At 63.9% G+C, this 20891-nt stretch carries 20 protein-coding genes and 1 pseudogene; all 21 read right to left on the bottom strand.

Going from position 1 to position 20891, the window contains the following annotated elements; genetic code table 11:
• Nucleotides 1–7: 7 nt before the first annotated feature.
• Nucleotides 8–2137, bottom strand: coding sequence for a flagellar biosynthesis protein FlhA (gene flhA / locus ACN6NG_RS06870; RefSeq protein WP_474313319.1), 2130 nt, complete (start codon nucleotides 2135–2137; stop codon nucleotides 8–10).
• Nucleotides 2138–2524: 387 nt separating this feature from the next.
• Nucleotides 2525–3529, bottom strand: a pseudogene (gene flhB, locus ACN6NG_RS06865) (flagellar biosynthesis protein FlhB); the annotation flags it as partial.
• 2 nt (nucleotides 3530–3531) lie between these two features.
• On the bottom strand, nucleotides 3532–4308 hold the full coding sequence (gene fliR, locus ACN6NG_RS06860; protein WP_016498561.1) for a flagellar biosynthetic protein FliR: 777 nt from the start codon (nucleotides 4306–4308) through the stop codon (nucleotides 3532–3534).
• Nucleotides 4309–4315: 7 nt separating this feature from the next.
• Nucleotides 4316–4585, bottom strand: a complete 270-nt coding sequence (fliQ, locus tag ACN6NG_RS06855; RefSeq protein WP_012273497.1) for a flagellar biosynthesis protein FliQ — start codon at nucleotides 4583–4585, stop codon at nucleotides 4316–4318.
• A 21-nt stretch (nucleotides 4586–4606) separates the two neighbouring features.
• Nucleotides 4607–5362 (bottom strand): flagellar type III secretion system pore protein FliP, encoded by a 756-nt coding sequence (gene fliP / locus ACN6NG_RS06850; RefSeq protein ID WP_229609960.1) that lies wholly within the window; start codon nucleotides 5360–5362, stop codon nucleotides 4607–4609.
• On the bottom strand, nucleotides 5362–5796 hold the full coding sequence (gene fliO / locus ACN6NG_RS06845) for a flagellar biosynthetic protein FliO (protein ID WP_474313332.1): 435 nt from the start codon (nucleotides 5794–5796) through the stop codon (nucleotides 5362–5364). Before fliO ends, fliP begins: the two co-directional genes overlap by 1 nt.
• A gap of 12 nt (nucleotides 5797–5808) precedes the next feature.
• On the bottom strand, nucleotides 5809–6276 hold the full coding sequence (fliN, locus tag ACN6NG_RS06840) for a flagellar motor switch protein FliN (protein ID WP_049274740.1): 468 nt from the start codon (nucleotides 6274–6276) through the stop codon (nucleotides 5809–5811).
• Nucleotides 6277–6323: 47 nt separating this feature from the next.
• On the bottom strand, nucleotides 6324–7292 hold the full coding sequence (gene fliM / locus ACN6NG_RS06835) for a flagellar motor switch protein FliM (protein WP_013973595.1): 969 nt from the start codon (nucleotides 7290–7292) through the stop codon (nucleotides 6324–6326).
• Between the two features lie 9 nt (nucleotides 7293–7301).
• Nucleotides 7302–7799 carry a flagellar basal body-associated protein FliL gene (fliL, locus tag ACN6NG_RS06830; protein WP_016498557.1) on the bottom strand — a complete coding sequence of 166 codons (498 nt, stop codon included), beginning with the start codon at nucleotides 7797–7799 and terminating at the stop codon, nucleotides 7302–7304.
• Between the two features lie 356 nt (nucleotides 7800–8155).
• Complete coding sequence (locus ACN6NG_RS06825) at nucleotides 8156–9412, bottom strand: flagellar hook-length control protein FliK (RefSeq protein WP_353457025.1); 1257 nt, start codon at nucleotides 9410–9412, stop codon at nucleotides 8156–8158.
• Between the two features lie 72 nt (nucleotides 9413–9484).
• Nucleotides 9485–9832 carry an Hpt domain-containing protein gene (locus ACN6NG_RS06820; protein WP_016498555.1) on the bottom strand — a complete coding sequence of 116 codons (348 nt, stop codon included), beginning with the start codon at nucleotides 9830–9832 and terminating at the stop codon, nucleotides 9485–9487.
• Between the two features lie 48 nt (nucleotides 9833–9880).
• On the bottom strand, nucleotides 9881–11572 hold the full coding sequence (locus ACN6NG_RS06815; RefSeq protein ID WP_063423078.1) for a fused response regulator/phosphatase: 1692 nt from the start codon (nucleotides 11570–11572) through the stop codon (nucleotides 9881–9883).
• 8 nt (nucleotides 11573–11580) lie between these two features.
• A complete protein-coding gene (locus ACN6NG_RS06810) occupies nucleotides 11581–11886 on the bottom strand; it encodes an STAS domain-containing protein (RefSeq protein ID WP_016498553.1) in 306 nt (101 codons plus the stop codon).
• A gap of 112 nt (nucleotides 11887–11998) precedes the next feature.
• Nucleotides 11999–12451: a flagellar export protein FliJ gene (gene fliJ / locus ACN6NG_RS06805; RefSeq protein ID WP_474313315.1), complete on the bottom strand. Its 453-nt coding sequence runs from the start codon at nucleotides 12449–12451 to the stop codon at nucleotides 11999–12001.
• A 6-nt stretch (nucleotides 12452–12457) separates the two neighbouring features.
• The gene (fliI, locus tag ACN6NG_RS06800) at nucleotides 12458–13813 is read right to left on the bottom strand and encodes a flagellar protein export ATPase FliI (RefSeq protein WP_059394792.1); all 1356 of its coding nucleotides are present in this window, start codon (nucleotides 13811–13813) and stop codon (nucleotides 12458–12460) included.
• Entirely contained in the window at nucleotides 13803–14597 is a 795-nt protein-coding gene (fliH, locus tag ACN6NG_RS06795) for a flagellar assembly protein FliH (protein WP_063423075.1), read from the bottom strand. Before fliH ends, fliI begins: the two co-directional genes overlap by 11 nt.
• A gap of 178 nt (nucleotides 14598–14775) precedes the next feature.
• Nucleotides 14776–15795, bottom strand: a complete 1020-nt coding sequence (gene fliG / locus ACN6NG_RS06790) for a flagellar motor switch protein FliG (RefSeq protein WP_016488432.1) — start codon at nucleotides 15793–15795, stop codon at nucleotides 14776–14778.
• Entirely contained in the window at nucleotides 15788–17566 is a 1779-nt protein-coding gene (fliF, locus tag ACN6NG_RS06785) for a flagellar basal-body MS-ring/collar protein FliF (RefSeq protein WP_016498549.1), read from the bottom strand. The genes fliG and fliF overlap by 8 nt, the downstream gene beginning before the upstream one ends.
• A 15-nt stretch (nucleotides 17567–17581) precedes the next feature.
• Nucleotides 17582–17914, bottom strand: coding sequence for a flagellar hook-basal body complex protein FliE (fliE, locus tag ACN6NG_RS06780; protein ID WP_003254438.1), 333 nt, complete (start codon nucleotides 17912–17914; stop codon nucleotides 17582–17584).
• Nucleotides 17915–18131: 217 nt separating this feature from the next.
• The gene (locus ACN6NG_RS06775; RefSeq protein WP_474313312.1) at nucleotides 18132–19487 is read right to left on the bottom strand and encodes a sigma-54-dependent transcriptional regulator; all 1356 of its coding nucleotides are present in this window, start codon (nucleotides 19485–19487) and stop codon (nucleotides 18132–18134) included.
• Complete coding sequence (locus tag ACN6NG_RS06770; protein WP_059394789.1) at nucleotides 19487–20704, bottom strand: sensor histidine kinase; 1218 nt, start codon at nucleotides 20702–20704, stop codon at nucleotides 19487–19489. Before ACN6NG_RS06770 ends, ACN6NG_RS06775 begins: the two co-directional genes overlap by 1 nt.
• Nucleotides 20705–20891 lie beyond the last annotated feature (187 nt).

The raw sequence follows: 20891 nt of genomic DNA, 5'->3' as shown, positions 1-20891 counted from the left end.
CACTACCTCAGCCGTTAGGGCCCACGGTGGCAACGATGGTGACTTGCTTGTTGTCCGGTATTTCCTGATACGCCAGAACATGCAAATTCGGTACAGCCAGGCGACCGAAACGCGACAGCATGGCGCGGATCGGGCCGGCGACCAGCAGGATGGCCGGCTGGCCCTGCATTTCCTGGCGCTGGGCCGCTTCGATCAGCGAACGTTGCAGCTTCTCGGCCATGCTCGGCTCCAGAAGAACACCATCTTCCTGACCTTGCCCGGCCCTTTGCAGACTATTGAGCAAAATCTGTTCCAACCTTGGCTCCAGGGTAATCACTGGCAGCTCCGACTCAACGCCGACAATGCTTTGCACGATGGCGCGACACAATCCGACGCGCACCACCGCCACCAGCGCGGCGGTATCTTGACTCTTGCCGGCGTTGTTGGCGATGGCTTCGGCAATACTGCGAATATCGCGCACCGGCACCTGTTCCGACAACAGTGCTTGCAGCACCTTGAGCAGGCCCGACAAGGAAATGACACCCGGCACCAGCTCTTCTGCAAGTTTAGGCGATGCCTTGGACAGCACCTGCAGCAGTTGCTGAACCTCTTCGTGGCCAATCAGCTCATGGCAGTGCTTCTGCAGGATCTGGTTGAGGTGGGTGGCCACCACGGTGCTTGCGTCGACCACGGTGTAGCCCAGCGACTGCGCCTGGGAACGCTGGCCGACGTCGATCCAAACCGCCTCCAGGCCAAACGCCGGGTCACGCGCGGCAATGCCGTTCAGGGTGCCGAACACTTGCCCGGGGTTGATCGCCAGCTCCCGGTCCGGGTAAATCTCCGCTTCGGCCAGGATCACCCCCATCAGGGTCAGGCGATAGGCGCTGGGCTGCAAGTCGAGGTTGTCACGAATGTGCACGGTGGGCATGAGGAAACCCAAGTCCTGGGACAGCTTCTTGCGCACACCCTTGATCCGCGCCAGCAACTGGCCGCCCTGGTTGCGGTCGACCAGCGGGATCAGCCGGTAACCGACCTCCAGGCCGATCATGTCGATAGGCGTCACGTCGTCCCAGCCCAGCTCCTTGGTATCGAGCGCGCGCTGCGGCGAGGGCAACAGGTCTTGCTGGCGCTGCGCCTCTTGTTGCGCCTCCAGCTTCACCTTGTTCTGCTTCTTCCACACCAGGTAGGCGCCGCCACAGGCCAGCAGGCCAAGGCCGAGGAAGGCCACGTGCGGCATGCCCGGCACCAGCCCCATGACGATCATCAGCCCGCCGGACACCGCCAGGGCCTTGGGCGAATCGAACATCTGCCGGTTGATCAGCTTGCCCATGTCCTCGGAGCCCGAGGCGCGGGTGACCATGATCGCGGCAGCGGTGGACAGCAGCAGTGATGGCAATTGCGCCACCAAACCGTCACCGATGGTCAGCAGGGCGTATACCTTGCCGGCATCGCCGAAGCTCATGCCGTGCTGCAACATGCCGATCAGCATGCCGCCGATCAGGTTGATGAACAGGATCAGCAGGCCGGCGATGGCGTCACCGCGGACGAACTTGCTGGCACCGTCCATCGAGCCGTAGAACTCCGCCTCTTGCGCCACTTCGGCACGGCGGTGCTTGGCCTGGGCCTGGTCGATCAGGCCGGCGTTGAGGTCGGCATCGATGGCCATCTGCTTGCCGGGCATGGCGTCGAGGGTGAAACGCGCGCTCACCTCGGAAATACGCCCGGCACCCTTGGTCACCACCACGAAGTTGATGATCATGAGGATGGCAAACACCACGCCACCGACCACGTAGTTGCCGCCGATCACCACTTCACCGAAGGCCTGGATCACCTTACCGGCAGCGCCGTGGCCCTCCTGGCCATGCAGCATGACCACGCGGGTGGACGCCACGTTCAGCGCCAGGCGCAGCAGCGTGGCCACCAGCAGGATGGTGGGGAAGGCGGCGAAGTCCAGTGGGCGCAGGGCGTACACACAGACCAGCAGCACCACGATCGACAAGGCGATGTTGAAGGTGAAGAACACGTCGAGCAGGAACGGCGGTATCGGCAACATCATCATTGCCAACATCACCAGCAGCAGCAGCGGCACGCCCAGGTTGCCCCGACCGAGACCGGCCAGGTTATTGCGGGCGTTGCTGATTAACTGAGTGCGATCCACCGCGAGTCCTCTTGATGCAAAACTTTGACGCCCAAGGGGCGCCTGGGCGTGGCTTTGCAAGAAGCCTTCCAACTTTGCCAGAGGACAAGCACAGTTTCATTGTGGGAGCGGCCTTGCGTCGCGATAGGGCCGCAGAGCGGCCCCAAAAATGTTGCCGTGATGCCGAAACCCTGGGGCCGCTTTGCGGCCCTATCGCGACACAAGGCCGCTCCCACAGAGCCCGTGTGAGGCCCACGCTGCGGGATCAGGTCAGCTGTCGCGGCGCAGGTCCGGCGGGATCGGCAAATCTTCTTTCAACGGCTCTGGCCGCTTACCCCTGCCGGCGCGGTACTGGCGGATCTGGAACACATAGGCCAGCACCTGCGCCACGGCCAGGTACAAGCCGGCGGGGATCTCCTGCTCTGGCTCGGTGGAGTAGTAGATCGCCCGCGCCAGCGCCGGCGATTCGAGGATCTGGATCTTGTGCTCAACGCCAATCTCCCGAATCTTCAAGGCCATGAAGTCGGTACCCTTGGCCAGCAGCAACGGCGCCGCCCCGCCCTTCTCCGGGTCGTACTGCAGGGCCACCGCATAGTGCGTCGGGTTGGTGATGATCACATCGGCCTGCGGCACCGCTGCCATCATGCGCCGCTGCGACATCTCGCGCTGCAGCTGGCGAATGCGTTGCTTGACCTCGGGCTTGCCCTCGCTGTCCTTGTACTCGTCGCGCACTTCCTGCTTGGTCATCTTCATTTTCTTGTGCGTCTGGTACAGCTGGAACGGCACGTCGGCCGCGGCAATCAGCAACAGCCCGGCCGACATCCACAAGGCACTCCAACCCACCACCTGCAGGCTATGGATGATCGCCTGCTCCAGCGGCTCATTGGCAATCGCCAGCAAAGCCTGGCGGTCGTTGGACAGCACCACCACCGCGACTACCAAGATCACGAAGAACTTGGCCAGCGCCTTGAGCAGCTCGGTGAGGCTATTCATCGAGAACATGCGCTTGATCCCCGATAACGGGTTCATGCGGCTGAATTTTGGCTGCAGCAGGCTGCCAGAGAACAGGAAGCCGCTGAGGGCAATAGGTGCCACGAAGGAAATCACGAACAGCAGGATCAGCACCGGCTGCACCGCCCATATCGCCATCTTGCCCGAGGCCAGCAGGAAGGCGCCCATGGCCCGCTCGTCGACAATGATGTCGCGGGTCAGGCTAAAGTTCATGCGCATGATGCTCAGCAACGTCTCAGCCATATGACCGCCGAATGCCAGCAGGCCACCCGCGCCAGCCAGGGTCACCGCCACCGTATTCAGCTCCTTGGAGCGGGCGATCTCGCCTTTCTCGCGGGCATCGCGCTTGCGCTTGTCGGTGGGGTCTTCTGTCTTGTCCTGACCGCTCTCGCTTTCTGCCATGCTCAGCGCGCCCTCGCCAGTTCACGCAGCCATTGCAGCGCTTCGCTGGCCAATGCCTGGTAGTGGGACAGCACATCGGCCAGACCGACCCAGAAAATGAACATGCCCATGACCAGGGTCAGCGGAAAGCCAATGGAGAAGATATTCAACTGCGGCGCGGCGCGGGTCATCACGCCGAAGGCAATGTTCACCACCAGCAACGCAGCGATCACCGGCAGGATCAGCAACAGGCCGGCAGAAAATACCCAACCCAGCCGCCCGGCCAGCTCCCAGAACTGGTTGACCACCAGCGCATTGCCCACCGGCAAGGTGGTAAAGCTTTCGGTCAGCACCTCGAACACCACCAGGTGGCCGTTCATCAACAGGAACAGCACGCTCACCAGCATGGTCATGAACTGGCTGATGACCGTGACGTTAACGCCGTTGGCGGGATCGACCATCGAGGCGAAGGCCATGCCCATCTGCACCGCGACGACCTGCCCGGCGATCACGAAAGCCTGGAACAACAACTGCAAGGCCAGGCCGAACAGTGCACCGACAATGATCTGCTCGGCGCACAGCAGCAGGCCGCGCAGGCTCAGCGGGTCGAATTCAGGCAACGGCGGCAGCGCTGGCACGATCACCACGGTAATGGCCACCGCCACGTACAGGCGCACCCGCGCCGGCAGCATGCGCGTGCCAAGGATCGGCATGGTCATCAGCACCGCAGTCACCCTGAACAACGGCAGGATGAAGGTGGCAACCCAGGTGCCGATCTGCGCGTCGGTCAGCTCCAGCATATCCGCGTCAACCGATCAGCTGCGGGATGTTGGTGTAGAGGGTGGTGATGTACTCCATGAACTTCTGCACCAGCCATGGCCCGGCGACGATCAGCGTGATCAGCATCACCAGCAGACGCGGCAGAAAGCTCAGGGTCTGTTCGTTGATCTGGGTGGCGGCCTGGAACATCGCAACCACCAGGCCCACCAACAGGCTCGGCACCACCAGCACGGCGACCATCAGGGTGGTCAGCCACAGGGCGTCACGAAACAGGTCGACAGCTACTTCAGGTGTCATCGGCGGCTCTCCTTGACGGCGTCAGACGCCGCCGAAACTGCTGGCCAGGGTGCCCATGATCAGCGCCCAGCCATCCACCAGCACGAACAGCATGATCTTGAACGGCAGCGAGATGATCAGCGGCGACAGCATCATCATACCCATGGCCATCAGCACACTCGCCACCACCATGTCGATGATCAGGAACGGGATGAAGATCATGAAACCGATCTGGAACGCGGTTTTCAGCTCGGAGGTGACGAATGCCGGCACCAGGATCGTCAGCGGCACCTGGTCGGGGCCGGCAATGTCGGTGCGCTTGGACAGGCGCATGAACAGGTCGAGGTCGCTTTGCCGGGTTTGCGCCAGCATGAAGTCCTTTAGCGGCACCTGGGCCTTGTCGATGGCCTGCTGGGCGGTCATCTGCTCCTTGAGGTACGGCTGCAGGGCGTCCGAGTTCACCCGGTCGAACACCGGTGCCATGATGAACATGGTCAGGAACAGCGCCATGCCGGTCAGAATCTGGTTCGACGGCGTCTGCTGCAGGCCCAGGGCCTGGCGCAGGATCGAGAACACGATGATGATGCGGGTAAAGCTGGTCATCAGGATGACGAACGCCGGGATGAAGCTGAGCGCCGTCATGATCAGCAAAATTTGCAGGCTGACCGAATACTCCTGCTGCCCGTCCGCCCCGTTGGACAGGGTAATGGCCGGGATCGACAACGGGTCGGCGGCCAGGGCCAGCGGCGCAGCCAGCAGCAGCGCCAAAGTCAACAACAAACGCAGCGGGCCGCTCATCACTTCTTGTCCTTAGGGTCCTTGCCCATCAGCTCCATCAGCCGCTGGGCAAATTCCGGCGTTGCCTGACGTGCGCCAGCCGGCACTTCCACGGGTTCGGCCAGCACATGCAGGGCCTCGATGCTACCGGGGGTGTGGCCAATCAGGATCTGCTCCTTGCCCACCTGCACCAGCAGCAGGCGGTCACGCGGGCCGATGGCCCGGCTGCCGACGATCTCGATCACCTGCCCGCCCTTCACCGCCGTGCTCTGCATACGCCGCAGCACCCACGCCAGGAAGAAAATCAGGCCCACCACCAGCAGCAGGCCGAAGACCATCTGCGCCAACTGGCCGCCAAGGCTGCCAGGCGCCGTCGCCGGGGTCGCCGTTGGCGTGGCCGCGGCCAGGCACACCTGGCTGGCCAGCAGTCCAGCGAACGCCGCAATGGCGCGCATCGTGCCCTTCACTCAGCGCAGCTTCTTGATACGTTCGCTGGGGCTGATCACGTCGGTCAGGCGAATGCCGAACTTCTCGTTGACCACCACCACTTCGCCATGGGCGATCAGCGTGCCATTGACCAGCACATCGAGCGGCTCGCCAGCTAGGCGGTCCAGCTCGATCACCGAGCCCTGGTTGAGTTGCAGCAGGTTGCGAATGTTGATCTCAGTGCTACCCACTTCCATGGAGATGTTCACCGGGATGTCCAGGATCACGTCCAGGTTCGGGCCTTCGAGGCTGACGTTTTCGTTCGGCTTCGGCGAGCTGGCGAACTCTTCCATCGGCATGCGGCCAGCGCCGCCGCTGCTGCCGGTGTCACCGCCCAGCAGCGCATCGATGTCGGCCTGACCGGCCGAGCCGGTTTCCTCAAGGGCCGCAGCCCACTCATCGGCCAGCGCCTGGTCCTCTGCGGAGGTGATCTCGTTTTCGTTAGCCATGGTTTCCTCGACAGGCATTCAATTCGTTATGAGCGACCGGCACGCCGTCAGCGGCGTTCGATCGGGTCGATGATCTGCAGGGCCAGGTTGCCCTTGTGTGAGCCCAGCCGCGCCTTGAACGACGGCACACCGTTGGCGCGCAGCACCAGGTGCTCCGGCAGCTCCACCGGGATCACGTCACCAGGCTGCATGTGCAGGATGTCGCGCAGCTTCAACTGGCGCCGGGCGACCGTGGCGGTAAGTGGCACGGCCACATCCAGCACGTCCTCGCGCAGGGCCTTGACCCAGCGCTCATCCTGGTCGTCCAGGTCGGACTGGAACCCGGCATCGAGCATTTCCCGCACCGGCTCGATCATCGAGTACGGCATGGTCACGTGCAGGTCGCCGCCGCCACCGTCCAGTTCGATGTGGAAGGTGGACACCACCACTGCCTCGCTGGGGCCGACGATGTTGGCCATGGCCGGGTTGACCTCGGAGTTCATGTACTCGAAGGTGACCGGCATGATTGCCTGCCAGGCTTCCTTGAGGTCGACGAAACACTGGTCCAGCACCATGCGCACCACGCGCAGCTCGGTAGGGGTGAATTCGCGGCCTTCGATCTTGGCGTGGCGGCCATCGCCACCGAAGAAGTTGTCCACCAGCTTGAACACCAGCTTGGCATCGAGGATGAACAGCGAGGTGCCGCGCAGCGGCTTGATCTTGACCAGGTTGAGGCTGGTCGGCACGTACAGCGAGTGCACGTATTCGCCGAACTTCATCACCTGTACGCCACCCACGGCCACGTCGGCGGAACGGCGCAGCAGGTTGAACATGCTGATACGGGTGTAACGGGCGAAGCGCTCGTTGATCATTTCCAGGGTCGGCATGCGACCCCGTACAATACGGTCCTGACTGGTCAGGTCGTAACTTTTGATACTGCCAGGCTCGGATGCACTTTCGGTCTGCACCAGCCCGTCGTCGACGCCGTGCAACAGGGCATCGATTTCATCCTGGGACAGCAGGTCCTGTACGGCCATTGCGGACTCCTACTGCAATACGAAATTGGTGAACAGCAACTGGTCGATGACCGGCTTGCCGACTTCCTTCTGCGCCACTTCCTGGACCACTGCGGTCGCCTTCTGGCGCAACATCTCCTGCCCGACCGGGCTGCTGGCCAGGGTGTCGAAACCCTGCCCGGAGAACATCATCACCAGGTTGTTGCGGATCACCGGCATGTGCACCTTCAGGGCATCCAGGTCGGCCTGGTTGCGCGCCTGCATGGTGATGCTCAGCTGCATGTAGCGCTGGCGGCCGTTCTGGTTGAAATTCACCACAAATGCCGGGGTCAGCGCCTCGTAGATCGCCGCTGGCTTGACGTTGCCGGCCACAGGCTCGGCGGCCGGGGCCGAATCGCTCTTGTGCATGATGAACCAGGTAGCGCCCACCGAAAGGCCGATCGCCAGCAACAGGCCTACGACGGCCAGCAGGATCAGTTTGAGTTTGCCTTTAGTGGCGGGGTCTTTGACTGCTTCGCTCTTCGCCATGCCAATAATCCGTCGTCCATCGGGGGTTCAAAGGTGGATGGCTTGGCTTGAGCAAGTGTTATGCCAGAATTCGGCTTCAGGGATTTTACGGCGGTGAGAACGAGCGCCGCCCGCGCGGCGCATCGCGAGCTGCGCTCGCTCCTACGTTTGTTTCGGGCCAGTATCCCTGTGGCAGACGCGCGCGACCGCCTTGTTTGTACGACGCGATATCACGCCATGCGCCAAGGCGTACGCGCGCAAATCCCACAGAAACCATTGGCCCGAAACAAACGTAGGAGCGAGCGCAGCTCGCGATGCGCCGCGCGGGCGGCGCTCGTTCTCACTGCCCCCACAAAAACCAAGCCAGGTACCAGACATCAGGCGTAGTAATCAACCGCACTGTCGCCAACAACCACCTGCTGCTCCACAGGCCGGGTGCCTTCGACGGGCTCGCCCCCGCCCTGCTCCGCCCGCCGCGCCGCCACCCCGGACAGGTTGCTGCCCTGCGCCTGCCCCTGCTGCTGTTGCTGCCCGCGCGACTGGTCGGCCACGTTGACATCCGGCTGGGCCAGCCCCTGCTGGGCGAACAGTTCGCGCAGGCGGTGCACCTGGCTGTCGAGGGCATCACGCACACCGGCGTGACCGCTGATGAAGGTGACCTGGGTCGACTGGTCCGTCGCAACATTGACGCGAATGTCCAGGCGGCCCAGCTCCGCCGGCTCCAGCTGGATATCCGCCGACTTGAGGTTCTGGCTGGACAGGTACATGACCCGGTTGACCAGGCCCTCGGCCCAGGCACCCTGGTTCATCGGCAATGGCTGGTGTAACGGGCTGGCATTGGCCGGCACGGGATTGGCGGTTTTGGCCGTGGCCGCCTGGGTCAGGCTGGCCAGGCGATTGGCGAAATCATCGATGCGGGTGTCGCTGCTGGCGCTCTTGGTGTCTTTCAGGCCATCTTCAAGCAAGGCACCAAAGGCTTTGTCGCCCGGCTCACCTGCTTCACCCTCGGCATTTTCCACCAGATTCGCCAAGGTATTGACGGCTGCCTGCCCATCTTCGCCCTGGGCCCGGGACGGATCCAGCGCATGTGCCGAGGTGCCACCCTTGGCCTGGGCGCTGTGCTCCAAGGCCAGCCGCAAGGTTGGCAGGTTAGCCAACGGGTCGGCATCGGGGTCGAAGGCTTCTTCGGCAGCGGGTTCTTCGGGCAGCGCAGCAACCTGCGCCGTGGCGGCCTGCAGTACCGGCGCAACGGCCTCGGCCTGGGCCTGGATCAGTTGCGCACCAGGCTGGGCGTCGGTGACCTGGCCGGCCACCAGGCTGGCATCACGCAGCCCGGTATCGGCCTGGGCCGCGTCGTCAGCTGGCAATTTGTTGCCGTCATCGGCAACCGCAGTTTTGTCGGCGGGGTCTTTCTTGCCACCCGCTGCCGCCTCAGGTTTGTCCTTGGGCTTGGCCGGGGCAGCCTTGTCCTCCTGCCCGACGGCCTTATCACGCCCCTGCCTGGCCATCACCTGGCCAAAGCCGTCGCCCTTGTCACCCAGCGCCTGCAGCGGTTTATCCGCCTGCGCGGTGGCCGAACGCGAGGTGCTGGTAATGGCGTTGGCTTGCAACAAAGGGTTGGGTGCGACAGGCATTGAGCGGTCTCCGCGCCAGGAACAGAAAGATCATCCAGCCAGAGAAAAGCAAGACTCGCGCCAACTCACACATCAGCCTGCAGAAATACGCTGCTGCTCATCGCGGTAGAAGTGCTGCACCTCGACATATTCCAGATCGATGCGGTTGATCAGGTCTTCGATCCCATACAGCGGGCGCTGCCGCGCGCGGTCTTCCAGTTGCTGGCACAGGCAAGCCAAGGCCACGGCGCCCATGTTGCTGCTGCTGCCCTTGAAGCTGTGGGCGGCCGCACCAAGCTCTTCGGCGCTTTTGGCCGCGTGCAGCTGGCTCAGGCGCCGTTCAGAGTCGTCGAGAAAGGTTTGCACCAACTGCAGGTAGCCATCCTCCATGACTTCACGCAGGTCACTGAGGACCTTGTGATCAATATGCATGTCAGTCACTTGTTCACTCCTTGATCAAGCCAGATTATGCCCGAGCCAACCTGTGGCTCACCATACGAACTCCACATGTGCGCAACGCCCGCCTTCGCTCCAGCGGGCATTGCTGGCCAGCCGCTGAATCAGGTTCAGGCCACGCCCGCTCAGGCCCTGCGCCAGCGACGGCCGCGACAGCACACGCGGCACATCGAACCCGGCGCCACTGTCGAGCACCTCGATCATCAGACGCCCGCCCTCGGCGTGCGGTTCAACCCTGAAGTCGATGCGCACGAAACCGTCGCTCAACGCACCCAGCCGCCGGGCGCGCTCCTGATAATAGTCGGCGAACCCCTGCACATCGCGCTTGAGCTGCGAATCCAGGCCCAGCACCCCATGCTCCAGCGCATTGGAATACAGCTCGCTGAGCACCGCGTGCAGGCTGCCGGTGCGCGCCCGCAGGCCGTGAATTTCCTGCAACAACTGCACCAGATACGGCACCGGGTTGAAGCGCTTGAGGCTCTCGCCACGCACCTCGAACCCCAGCGACCAGTCCAGCGGGCTGGAACGGCCGCTATCAGAGTAGATCATCGGCGCCGGCACCCGCTCCTCCGCGCTGAACATGCGGATATCGCACAGGCTGATGTCATCACGCGGGTGCCCGCCAAATTGCTCCAGCGCCTGCATGACTTCATCGAACAGCTGCGCAGGGTCGCGATTGTCGGCCAGCACCGCACGCAAACGCTCCACGCCGAATAACCGTTCCTGGTCATCGGCGGTGTCCAGCACGCCGTCCGACAACAGCAACAAGCGCTCGCCCGGTGCCAACGGCAGCACCTCAGTACTGTCATCGAAACGCTCTGCTGCCAGGATACCCAGCGGCAGGTGCCGAGAACTCAGTGATGATAGCACATGGCCATTTACCGACAGGCGATAGCCATCGGGCATGCCCCCGTTCCACACCTCGACCGAACCGCGCTGCAAACTGAGGTCGAGCAGCAGCGCACAGCAGAACATGTCCACCGGCAGGATGCGTTTGAGCTTGGCGTTCATCTCGCGCAGGATCTGCGCCATGCCGTAGCCTTTGGCAGTCATGCCGTAGAACACTTCGGCCAGCGGCATCGCCCCTACCGCCGCTGGCAGACCATGGCCGGTGAAATCGCCAAGCAGCACACGCATGTCACCGGCCGGGGTGAACGCGGCCAGCATCAGGTCGCCGTTGAACAGCGCATAGGGCGATTGCAGGTAGCGGATGTTGGGGGCAGAAAGGCAGCCGGAGTGGGCCACCTTGTCGAACACCGCCTTGGCCACCCGCTGCTCGTTGAGCAGGTGGTGGTGGTGCCGGGTAATCTGGTCACGCTGCTCCAGCACGGTAGCCTGCAGCCGGCGCAGGCGGTCCATGGCGCGGATCTTGGCGCCGAGGATCACCGCACTGTAGGGCTTGGCCATGAAGTCATCGCCCCCGGCCTCCAGGCAGCGCACCAGGCCCTCTTCCTCATTCAGCGACGTCAGGAAAATGATCGGCACCAGCGCCTCGCCGGCCAGGGCCTTGATCTGCCGCGCCGCCTCGAAGCCATCCATCACCGGCATCAGCGCATCCAGCAGCACCAGCTGCGGGCGCCGCTCGACGAACAGCGCCACCGCCTGCTCGCCGTTTTCTGCGGTGAATACCTGATGGCCCTGGCGGCGCACGATCTGCGCCAGCAGCATTCTGTCGGCGGCCCCGTCTTCGGCGACCAGCACGGTCAACGCCTGTTGGGGCGGCATGTCGGCGCTCAACTGATGTCGAACAGTTTTTCGAAATTGGAGATGGCGAGGATCTTGCGTACATCGGAGCTGGCGTGCACCACGCGCACATCCGACTCATCGCCGCCCGCATGGTCCCTCAGCAACAGCAGCATGCCGAGCGCAGAACTGTCGAGGTAGGTGGTGTCTTTCAGGTCGACGATTACCGAATCGGGCCGATAGGGCTGGCGTTCGTAGGCGTCACGAAACTCCTGATGTTTGCCGAAATCGAAGCGCCCCTTGATCTTGATCGTCAGCTTATTCCCTTCCCGCGAAAAATCAGTCTCGACTGCCATGCTAGCGATTCCTTCGATGATGGCGGATGCAACTCCATTAAGGTTTAGCAGGCTGGAGCAGGTGTAGCAAGGTCATACCTATGGCCTGCAACGGCCCTATCGCCGGCACAGGTTAAAAATGGTTTTGGCGGGGCAGGCGCTGCGACAGTTCGTCCAGCAACCGCTGCTCACGCTTGTCTTCGGCGCGCCGGGCTTCGTCCAGGTAGCGCTGCACCAGCTTGCGCAAACCCTCTACCCGGGCATAGGCCTGCTGCCAGGTGCCGCGGGCGTTGCTGAGGTTGTTCTGGTGCCACACCAGGCTCTGGCGCTGCTGGGTCATGGCCGTTTCCAGCTGCCCCAGAAAACGCTGGTAGTTGACCAGCCAGCTGCCATTGACCCCCTGCCCGCCGCGGTTGATCCACTGCAGCTGGTAATCCTCACGAAACCGTTCGAGTTCGGCCAGCTTGGCCTGGGAGGTGGCCACCTGCTGCTGGAAATGCCCCAGGCGCTGGGCTGCCTTGCGCTCGGCTTCCTCGGCCATGTCTACCACCGGCGCCAGGCGCGCAGCGCGTCCGGGCAGCGCCATGGCCTATCAGCCCGCCGGGGGCGTGAAGATCGCCCCCAGCTGTTCGCGGCTCTGCGCCATGCCCACATTCTCCTGCAGGCCTTGGCGCAGAAACTCTACCAGCTTCGACTGCAAGGCAATGGCCAGGTCGGTTTCCGGGTCGCCGCCGGCCACATAGGCGCCCACGCTGATCAGGTCGCGGCTTTGCGACAGGCGCGACCACAATTGCTTGAACTTCTGCGCCTGGCGCAAGTGGTCGGCATCGACCACCTGGGGCATCACCCGGCTGATCGAGGCTTCGATGTCGATGGCCGGGTAATGGCCCTCTTCGGCCAGCCGGCGCGACAGCACGAAGTGGCCGTCGAGCACACCGCGCGCCGAGTCGGCGATCGGGTCCTGCTGGTCATCACCTTCGGACAACACGGTGTAGAACGCGGTAATCGAACCACCACCCGCCTCGCCATTGCCCGCCCGCTCCACCAGCTTGGGCAGCTTGGCGAATACAGACGGCGGGTAACCCCGGGTGGCCGGCGGCTCGCCGATGGCCAGGGCAATTTCACGCTGGGCCTGGGCGAAACGGGTGAGCGAGTCCATCAGCAACAGCACGTTCTTGCCCTTGTCGCGGAAGTACTCGGCGATGCGCGTGCAATACATGGCAGCGCGCAGGCGCATCAGCGGCGCATCGTCGGCAGGCGAAGCCACCACTACCGAACGCTTGAGGCCCTCTTCACCCAGGATGTGCTCGATGAACTCCTTCACCTCACGGCCCCGCTCACCGATCAGGCCAACCACGATGATTTCGGCTTCGGTGAAGCGGGTCATCATGCCCAGCAACACCGACTTACCTACGCCAGTACCGGCAAACAGGCCAAGGCGCTGGCCGCGACCGACGGTCAGCAGGCCATTGATACTGCGGATGCCCACGTCCAGCGGCTTGCTGATGGGATCACGGTTGAGCGGGTTGATCACAGGGCCGTCCATCGGCACCCAGTCCTCGGCCTTCATCCCGCCCTTGCCATCCAGCGCGCGGCCGGCGCCGTCCAGCACACGGCCGAGCATGCTCATGCCCATGGGCAGCCGGCCGCCGTCATCCAGCGGCACCACCCGGGCGCCGGGGGCGATACCGACAATGCTGCCGACGGGCATGAGGAACACCTTGGGCCCGGCAAAGCCCATGACCTCGGCTTCTACCTGGACCGGGTGGTAGCTGTCGTCGTTGATCACCAGGCAGCGGCTTCCCACCGCGGCGCGCAGGCCTTCGGCCTCCAGGGTGAGCCCGACCATGCGCAGCAGGCGGCCTTCGACGATGGGCTGGGACGGCAGCTCGATGGCCTCGGCATAACTGCCCAGGCGTTTGCCGAAGCTGGTGCGCTTAAGGTGCATCAGGGCTTTCCACCGAACGCTCGACGGGGGCGTCCAGGTCTACCGACATGTCTGGCGCCGCCGGGTGCAGGGAATGGTCGTGCAACTGGTCGAACAACTGCGCCACGGCTTTCTCGATACGCGTTTCCATGCTTGCATCGATGCGGCTATGGGCAGTTTCGATACGGCAGCCCCCCGGTAGCAGCGCGCTGTCTTCCAGCAACCGCCAGTTTTCCTCGTGGCGTTCGCGCAGGGCCTTGGCCAGCTCGAAGTCCTGCGGGTTGAGGTGGATGCGGATATTGTCCGCGCCCATGGGCAGCAGCTTCAATGCTTCGCGCAGCACCTGGGTGATCTGGCTGGAGTCGTTGTGCAATTCGCGGCCGATCACCTGGCGAGTCATGTGCGCCACCAGGTGCACGAGGGTTTTCTCGATCTGGGTGTCTTGCTCGGCGATCGGCTCCATCAGGTTGGCCATCAGCTGCTCAAGGCTGTCGAGCTTGGCCTTCAGGGCCGCTTCGGCCTCTTGGCGGACCTTGAGCTGGGTGCTGTGAAAGCCCTCTCGCTCGCCGGTGGCGAAGCCTTCGTTGTAGGCTTCCTGGCGGATGGCCTCGAGCTCTTCCAGGGTGAGCGGCTGGACTTCTTCCAGCGGCACTTCCTCGATTTCTTCCTCGACCGGCTCGGGTTCCGGCTCAGGCTCGGGTACGGGCTCTGGCTCCGGGTCGAAGCTGGGCAGCGTCCACACGTCCACGCCCTCGAGGTCGCGGGCGCGGATCAGGTCGCTGGGGTGATGTTCTTTGCTGGACATGTTTTAAAGTACTCAACAAGCATGTTCGACCCATAAGGGCCTTGTGGGAGCTGGCTTGCCGGCGATCAAGGGCGCAGCCCTTGCCATGCAACGACTCTGCCTGGGCTGGCCTCATCGCCGGCAAGCCAGCTCCCACAATGACCGCACCAGCCCCACCATTTTTTCCTGGCCTGATGGATCAGATCATTTCCTCGGCACCCTTGCCGCCGAGCACGATCTCGCCGGCCTCGGCCATGCGGCGGGCGATGGTGAGGATTTCCTTCTGTGCCGTTTCCACGTCGCTGACCCGCACCGGCCCCTTGGCCTCCAGGTCGTCGCGCAGCAGTTCGGAGGCACGTTTGGACATGTTCTTGAAAATCTTGTCCTTGACCCGCTCGTCGGCACCCTTGAGCGACACCACCAGCACATCGGACGACACTTCGCGCAGCAGCGCCTGGATGCCACGGTCGTCGACGTCGGCCAGGTTGTTGAAGACGAACATCAGGTCTTCGATCTGCTCCGACAGGTCGCTGTCGACTTCGCGGATCGCATCCATCAGTGCACCTTCCACCGAGCTGTCCAGGAAGTTCATGATGTCGGCAGCGCGCTTGATGCCGCCCAAGGTGGTGCGCGCGGCGTTGGAGTTGCCCGAGAACTGCTTCTCGAGGATCTGGTTCAACTCTTTCAGCGCCGCCGGCTGCACGGTGTTCAGCGACGACACGCGCAAGACGATGTCCAGGCGCACCTTGTGGTCGAAGTTGCTCAGCACTTCGCCGGCCTGGTCAGGGTCGAGGTAGGCGACCACGATTGCCTGGATCTGCGGGTGCTCGTAGCGGATCACGTCGGCTACCGCGCGCGGTTCCATCCATTTCAGGCTGTCCAGGCCACTGGTGTTGCCACCCAGCAGGATGCGGTCGACCAGGCCATTGGCCTTGTCCTCGCCCAGGGCCTGGTTGAGCATCTTGCGGATGTAGGCATCGGACCCCACGCCCAGGCTGGTCTGGTCGCCGACAATGTCGACGAACTCGCTCATTACCTGCTCGACCTGGTCACGGTGCACATTACCCATCTGCGCCATGGCCACACCCACCCGCTGCACTTCCTTGGGGCCCATGTGGCGCAGCACCTGGGCCGCATCGGTCTCGCCCAGCGAAAGCAGCAGGATTGCCGCCTTGTCGACACGGCTCAGCTTGGCGGTAACGGCTCGGTTATCACTCATCGGCGTTGATCCAGTCTTTGACGACCTGGGCTACACGGCCCGGGTCTTCGGCCACCAGGCCTTTGATTGCGTTGAGCTGTGCCTCGTAACCCTCGCTCGGGCTAGGCAGCAGAATGCTTGTCGGGCCACCCAGGCTGACGCGGTCGTTGGCCAGTTCGCCATCCAACCCCACCATGCCGCCCAGCTCCATGTCGCTATCCGAAGCGGCCTGCTTGCCGCCCCCTGTGATGTTGTTGAGCACCGGCCGCAGCACGCCGAACACCAGCACCAGAATGAACACCACGCCCAGCACTTGCTTGACGATGTCCCAGAACCACGGCTGCTGGTAGAAGGCGATATCGGCAATTTCTTCGTTACGGTCGGCGGCAAATGGCACGTTGATTACCGTCACGCTGTCACCACGGCTGGCGTCGAAGCCGACCGCGTCTTGCACCAGGCGGGTGAAGCGCGCCAGGTCTTCGGCGGCCCACGGTGCACGGCTGGTGTTGCCGGTGGCCGGGTCGATCTTGACCTGGTCGTCTACCACCACTGCCACCGACAGGCGGGTCATGCGCCCCTGCTGCTGGCGGGTGTGGCTGATGGAGCGGTCCAGCTCGAAGTTCTTGGTGCTTTGCTGGCGTTTGTCCGACGGGTACGGTGCGAGCATCGGCTGGCCGGTGGCCGGGTCCATGATCTGCTGGCCGTTGGCATCCACCAGCGGCTGGCCAGGCTGAATGGCTGCGGCCGGGGTAGCGGCGCCACCGGTGGTTTGCGGTGCCGAAGCGGCGCCTGGCGGCTGGTTGCTCAGCGCGCCAGGCACGCCTTGCGGGCCTTGGCTACTGGCGCGTTGTTCATCAACAGACTGTTCGCTGCGCAGCGCCGGCTGGTCGGGGTTGAACTGCTCGGCAGTCGACTCGACGGCACTGAAGTCCAGGTCGGCAGACACTTCGGCCTTGTATCGGTCATTGCCCAGCACAGGCTGCAAGATGTTGCGCACGCGCTGGGTAAGCATGCTTTCCATGCGGCGGCTGTAGTCGTACTGCTTGCCGGCCTCGGTCAGGGCGGAGTCCTGCAGCTGCTCGGACAGCAAGTTACCTTTCTGGTCGACCACGGTGACCTGGGATTTGTCCAGCTCCGGCACACTGGTCGCCACCAGGTTGACGATGGCCGACACCTGACCGGCTTCCAGGGCACGGCCCGGGTACAGCTCGACCAGTACCGAGGCGCTAGGCTTGCGGTCGTCGCGCACGAACACCGAGCTTTTCGGGATGGCCAGGTGCACGCGTGCGGCCTTGACGTTGTTCAGGCTGGAAACGGTACGCGCCAGCTCGCCTTCCAGGCTGCGGCGGTAGCGAGTGGCTTCCATGAACTGGCTGGTGCCCAGCCCCTGCTCCTTGTCGAGCAGTTCGAAACCGACATTGCCATCGCTGGGCGCCACGCCGGCGGCCGCCAGTTTCAGGCGCGCACGGGAGAGGTCGTCGGCCTTGACCAGCAGAGCACCGGAGTTGGGCTCGACGTTATAGGGGATGTCAGCAGCACCCAGAGTGTCCATGACCTGCTTGGTGTCCATGCCCGACAGGCTGCCGTACAGCGGACGGTAATCGGGTTGTTGCGACCACAGCACCACGGCAAAGCCGATTGCCACGCTGGCCGCCAGGCCGACCATGAGGCCGACCTGGCGCAGCATGGGCATCTGCGCGATGTTTTCCAGGAACGACATACCTGGCAGCGGGCGCTTGGCCGCTGCCGGGCCCGTCTTGGCGGGGGGGTTGTCGACGACTGCTTCAGCCATGGTCTACGTCCGTCCTCAAACCGGCATCTGCATGATGTCCTGGTACGCCTGGACCAGCTTGTTGCGTACCTGGGTCATTGCCTGCATCGATACGCTGGCCTTTTGCGAAGCGATCATCACGTCGGTCAGGTCGACGCCGCTCTTGCCGATCTCGAAGGCATTGGCCAGCTGGGTCGATGCCTGCTGGGTCTCATGCACCTTGCCGATGGCCTGGCCAAGCATGTCGGCAAAGGTACTCTGCCCCGGCGCCAGCTCGGGGGCGGCGGTGACCTTGGGCAGCGACATGGCATCGGCCTGCATGGCCCGCATGTCCAGCATCAGACGATTGAATTCAACACCTTGGCTCATGACCCTTCTCTCTCCTGCGGCCGCATTTTTTTGACACTCATGCGGCGAATAGCCTACGTAAAGCAACAAAGGTGCCAGCCTATATAGTTCAGGCAACACAGCCCCTGTGGGAGCGGGTTCACCCGCGAAGAATCCGACTCGGTATATGGCACCGGCTGCGCCGGTGTTCGCGGGTGAACCCGCTCCCACAGGTATCGCGCCCTCTGCGGGCGCAGTGTCAGCCGAACAGGCTGGCCTCGACGTCGAACCCGGCATCGCGCATCTGCGCCAGCTTATAGCGCAGGGTCCGCGGGCTGATGCCCAGCCGCTCGGCCGCCTCTTTGCGCCGACCGCGCTCGGCGCGCAGGGTATCGATGATCATCTGGTACTCATGGCGGCGCATGTCATCACCCAGCCCGCTGGCCTCGGCCGCTACTTCAGGTGATGGCTCTATGCCAGCCGACAAGGGAATGGCGCCTGCCAGACAAAAATCCGCCGCCTCGATCACCCCACCCTGCTGCAGGATCAGCGCCCGCTGAAGCGCGTTGTCCAGTTCACGCACGTTGCCCGGCCAGGCATAGGCTTGCAGGCAAGCCCGGGCCTGCGGCGACAGGCGTACCGGGGCGTGTTTCATCTTGGCCGCATGGCGCGCCAGCAGGCGCTCGGCCAGTTGCAGGATGTCGCCCGGGCGCTCACGCAACGGACACCAAGCCAGGGGGAACACTGACAGGCGGTAGAACAGGTCTTCACGGAAGCGACCGGCTGCCACTTCGCCAGCCAGGTCGCGGTTGGTGGTTGCCAGCACGCGAATGTCCAGGCTGATCGGCTTGCGCCCGCCTACCCGCTCCACTTCGCGCTCCTGCAGCACGCGCAGCAGCTTGGCCTGCAAGGCCATTGGCATTTCCGAGATTTCGTCGAGCAGCAGGGTGCCGTCTTCGGCCTGCTCGAACTTGCCGGCCTGGGCGGCGATGGCACCGGTGAAGGCCCCCTTTTCATGGCCGAACAGGGTGGCTTCGAGCATGTTGTCGGGGATGGCCGCGCAGTTGATGGCCACGAAGGGCTGCGCCGCCCTCGGCGACTGCTGGTGAATGTAGCGCGCCAGCACTTCCTTACCGGTGCCGGACTCACCAGAAATCAGCACGGTCGAGTCACTGCGCGCCACGCGCGCGGCCAGCTCCAGCAACTGGCGGCTGGCCGGCTCGCAGGCCACCGGGCCCTCGTCAGCGGACAACCGCCCGGCGGCATGCCGCTCGACCAGGCTGAGCAGCGCCTTGGGCTCGAACGGTTTGACCAAATAGTCGGCAGCACCTTGGCGCATTGCTTCGACGGCACGCTCGACGGCGGCGTGCGCCGTCATCAACAGCACCGGCAGCTGAGGTTGCTGGCGGCGCAACTGGCTCAACAACTGATGCCCGTCCATACCGGGCATGTTCACATCGCTGACCACCAGGCTGAAGGCATCATCCACCACCGCCTCCAGCGCTTCTTCGGCACTGCCCACTGCCTGGTAGGCGAAACCGCCGATTTCCAGGGTATCGCCCAGCGCTTGGCGCAATACGCGGTCGTCCTCGACCAGCAGCACCTTGATTGCCATTACACCCCCTCCGCCAATTGCCCGTCGATCAACGGCAGCTCTACCCGCACGCAGGTGCCTCGGCCCACCTTCGAACGCAGGCTGATAGCGCCCTGGTGTGCACGCACCACAGCCTTGACCACCGCCAGGCCGAGGCCGGTGCCAGTGGCCTTGGTGGTCAGGAACGGCTCGCCCAGGCGCGCCAACAACTCGGCGGCGATACCGCTGCCGGCGTCACTGACACACAGATGCAGGGTGCGCTCGCGCCGGAACAGGTGCACCTTCAAGCGCGCCGGGCCGTCGCTGGCCTGCAGGGCATTTTCGATCAGGTTGAGCAAGGCGCCGACCAGGGTGTCGCGATTGCACAGCAGCTCACCCAAATGGCTGTCGCACTGCCAGCGCACAGCGTGCCCCTGCACATGCGCCTGAGCCGCCTGCTGCAGGGCCTGGAAAAGGGCTTTTGGGGTAACCCGATCACCCAGCGGCAACTCGCCACGGGCGAACACCAGCATGTCACGCACCTGGTGCTCCAGCTCGTGCAGGCGCTCCTTCAAGGTACCGGCGAAACGCTGGCGGGTTTCCGGGCTCAGCTGTTGCTCGCTGTCAGCGAGATGGCTGGCGTAGAGCATGGCGGCCGACAGCGGCGTACGGATTTGATGCGCCAGCGAAGCGACCATGCGCCCCAGCGACGACAGCCGCTCGTGGCGGGCCAGCTGGTCTTGCAGGCGACGGGTTTCAGTCAGGTCGTTGAGCAGCACCAGTTGGCCGGGTTCAGCGTCCAGCGAGCGGGTGGCGATGGACAACCGGCGGCCATCGCGTAGCGAGACTTCGTGGCCATCGTCCTTGCGCGGCGCAAAGCTGCGGGCGATCACCTGGCGCCACAGTTCGCCGATCAGCGGTTCACCGAGCAGTTCGCAAGCAGCCGGGTTGGCTTCACGTACAAGGCCATGGCCATCGATCACGATTACCCCGCCGGGTAGCAGGGCCAGCAGGTTCTGCAGGCGGTTGGCCAGGCGTTCCTTTTCGCTCAGCTCTTCTATGCGCTGGGCACTGACCACGGCCAGCTCGCCTTTGAGTTCACTGACCCGGGCTTCGAGCAGGCTGTAGGACTGGCTGAGTTGGCTGGACACCTGGTTGAACAGGGCGAAGGCTTGCTCGATACCCTGGTGGCTGTCCTGCTCGATCGGGGTCTGCCCCTGATGATCGGGGGCTCGGGTTACGTGGGCGGCCTGGGGCATCGTGCTCTCTCGCGTGGCTGACCGTCATAAAAACGGTGTGTTGCCAGCGGTGAAGCAATAGCCGTGCCGGGGATGGGGATTTGTGTTGCCTGTGCCGGCCTCTTCGCGGGCTTGCCCGCTCCCACAGGGCCAGCATAGGAGTCAAGCCCTGCGCTGTACCTGTGGGTGCGGGCAAGCCCGCGAAGAG

Source organism: Pseudomonas sp. TSO6, assembly GCF_056098905.1.
This window is presented reverse-complemented; position numbering and strand designations above follow the sequence as displayed.

What these genes read in the sequence shown, in the direction of transcription:
- fliR (WP_016498561.1), bottom strand. Translation starts at nt 4,308, where the DNA reads ATGCTGGAGCTGACCGACGCGCAGATCGGCACCTGGGTTGCCACCTTC.
- fliQ (WP_012273497.1), bottom strand. Translation starts at nt 4,585, where the DNA reads ATGACACCTGAAGTAGCTGTCGACCTGTTTCGTGACGCCCTGTGGCTG.
- fliP (WP_229609960.1), bottom strand. Translation starts at nt 5,362, where the DNA reads ATGAGCGGCCCGCTGCGTTTGTTGTTGACTTTGGCGCTGCTGCTGGCT.
- fliO (WP_474313332.1), bottom strand. Translation starts at nt 5,796, where the DNA reads ATGCGCGCCATTGCGGCGTTCGCTGGACTGCTGGCCAGCCAGGTGTGC.
- fliN (WP_049274740.1), bottom strand. Translation starts at nt 6,276, where the DNA reads ATGGCTAACGAAAACGAGATCACCTCCGCAGAGGACCAGGCGCTGGCC.
- fliM (WP_013973595.1), bottom strand. Translation starts at nt 7,292, where the DNA reads ATGGCCGTACAGGACCTGCTGTCCCAGGATGAAATCGATGCCCTGTTG.
- fliL (WP_016498557.1), bottom strand. Translation starts at nt 7,799, where the DNA reads ATGGCGAAGAGCGAAGCAGTCAAAGACCCCGCCACTAAAGGCAAACTC.
- ACN6NG_RS06825 (WP_353457025.1), bottom strand. Translation starts at nt 9,412, where the DNA reads ATGCCTGTCGCACCCAACCCTTTGTTGCAAGCCAACGCCATTACCAGC.
- ACN6NG_RS06815 (WP_063423078.1), bottom strand. Translation starts at nt 11,572, where the DNA reads ATGCCGCCCCAACAGGCGTTGACCGTGCTGGTCGCCGAAGACGGGGCC.
- ACN6NG_RS06810 (WP_016498553.1), bottom strand. Translation starts at nt 11,886, where the DNA reads ATGGCAGTCGAGACTGATTTTTCGCGGGAAGGGAATAAGCTGACGATC.
- fliJ (WP_474313315.1), bottom strand. Translation starts at nt 12,451, where the DNA reads ATGGCGCTGCCCGGACGCGCTGCGCGCCTGGCGCCGGTGGTAGACATG.
- fliI (WP_059394792.1), bottom strand. Translation starts at nt 13,813, where the DNA reads ATGCACCTTAAGCGCACCAGCTTCGGCAAACGCCTGGGCAGTTATGCC.
- fliH (WP_063423075.1), bottom strand. Translation starts at nt 14,597, where the DNA reads ATGTCCAGCAAAGAACATCACCCCAGCGACCTGATCCGCGCCCGCGAC.
- fliG (WP_016488432.1), bottom strand. Translation starts at nt 15,795, where the DNA reads ATGAGTGATAACCGAGCCGTTACCGCCAAGCTGAGCCGTGTCGACAAG.
- fliF (WP_016498549.1), bottom strand. Translation starts at nt 17,566, where the DNA reads ATGGCTGAAGCAGTCGTCGACAACCCCCCCGCCAAGACGGGCCCGGCA.
- fliE (WP_003254438.1), bottom strand. Translation starts at nt 17,914, where the DNA reads ATGAGCCAAGGTGTTGAATTCAATCGTCTGATGCTGGACATGCGGGCC.
- ACN6NG_RS06775 (WP_474313312.1), bottom strand. Translation starts at nt 19,487, where the DNA reads ATGGCAATCAAGGTGCTGCTGGTCGAGGACGACCGCGTATTGCGCCAA.
- ACN6NG_RS06770 (WP_059394789.1), bottom strand. Translation starts at nt 20,704, where the DNA reads ATGCCCCAGGCCGCCCACGTAACCCGAGCCCCCGATCATCAGGGGCAG.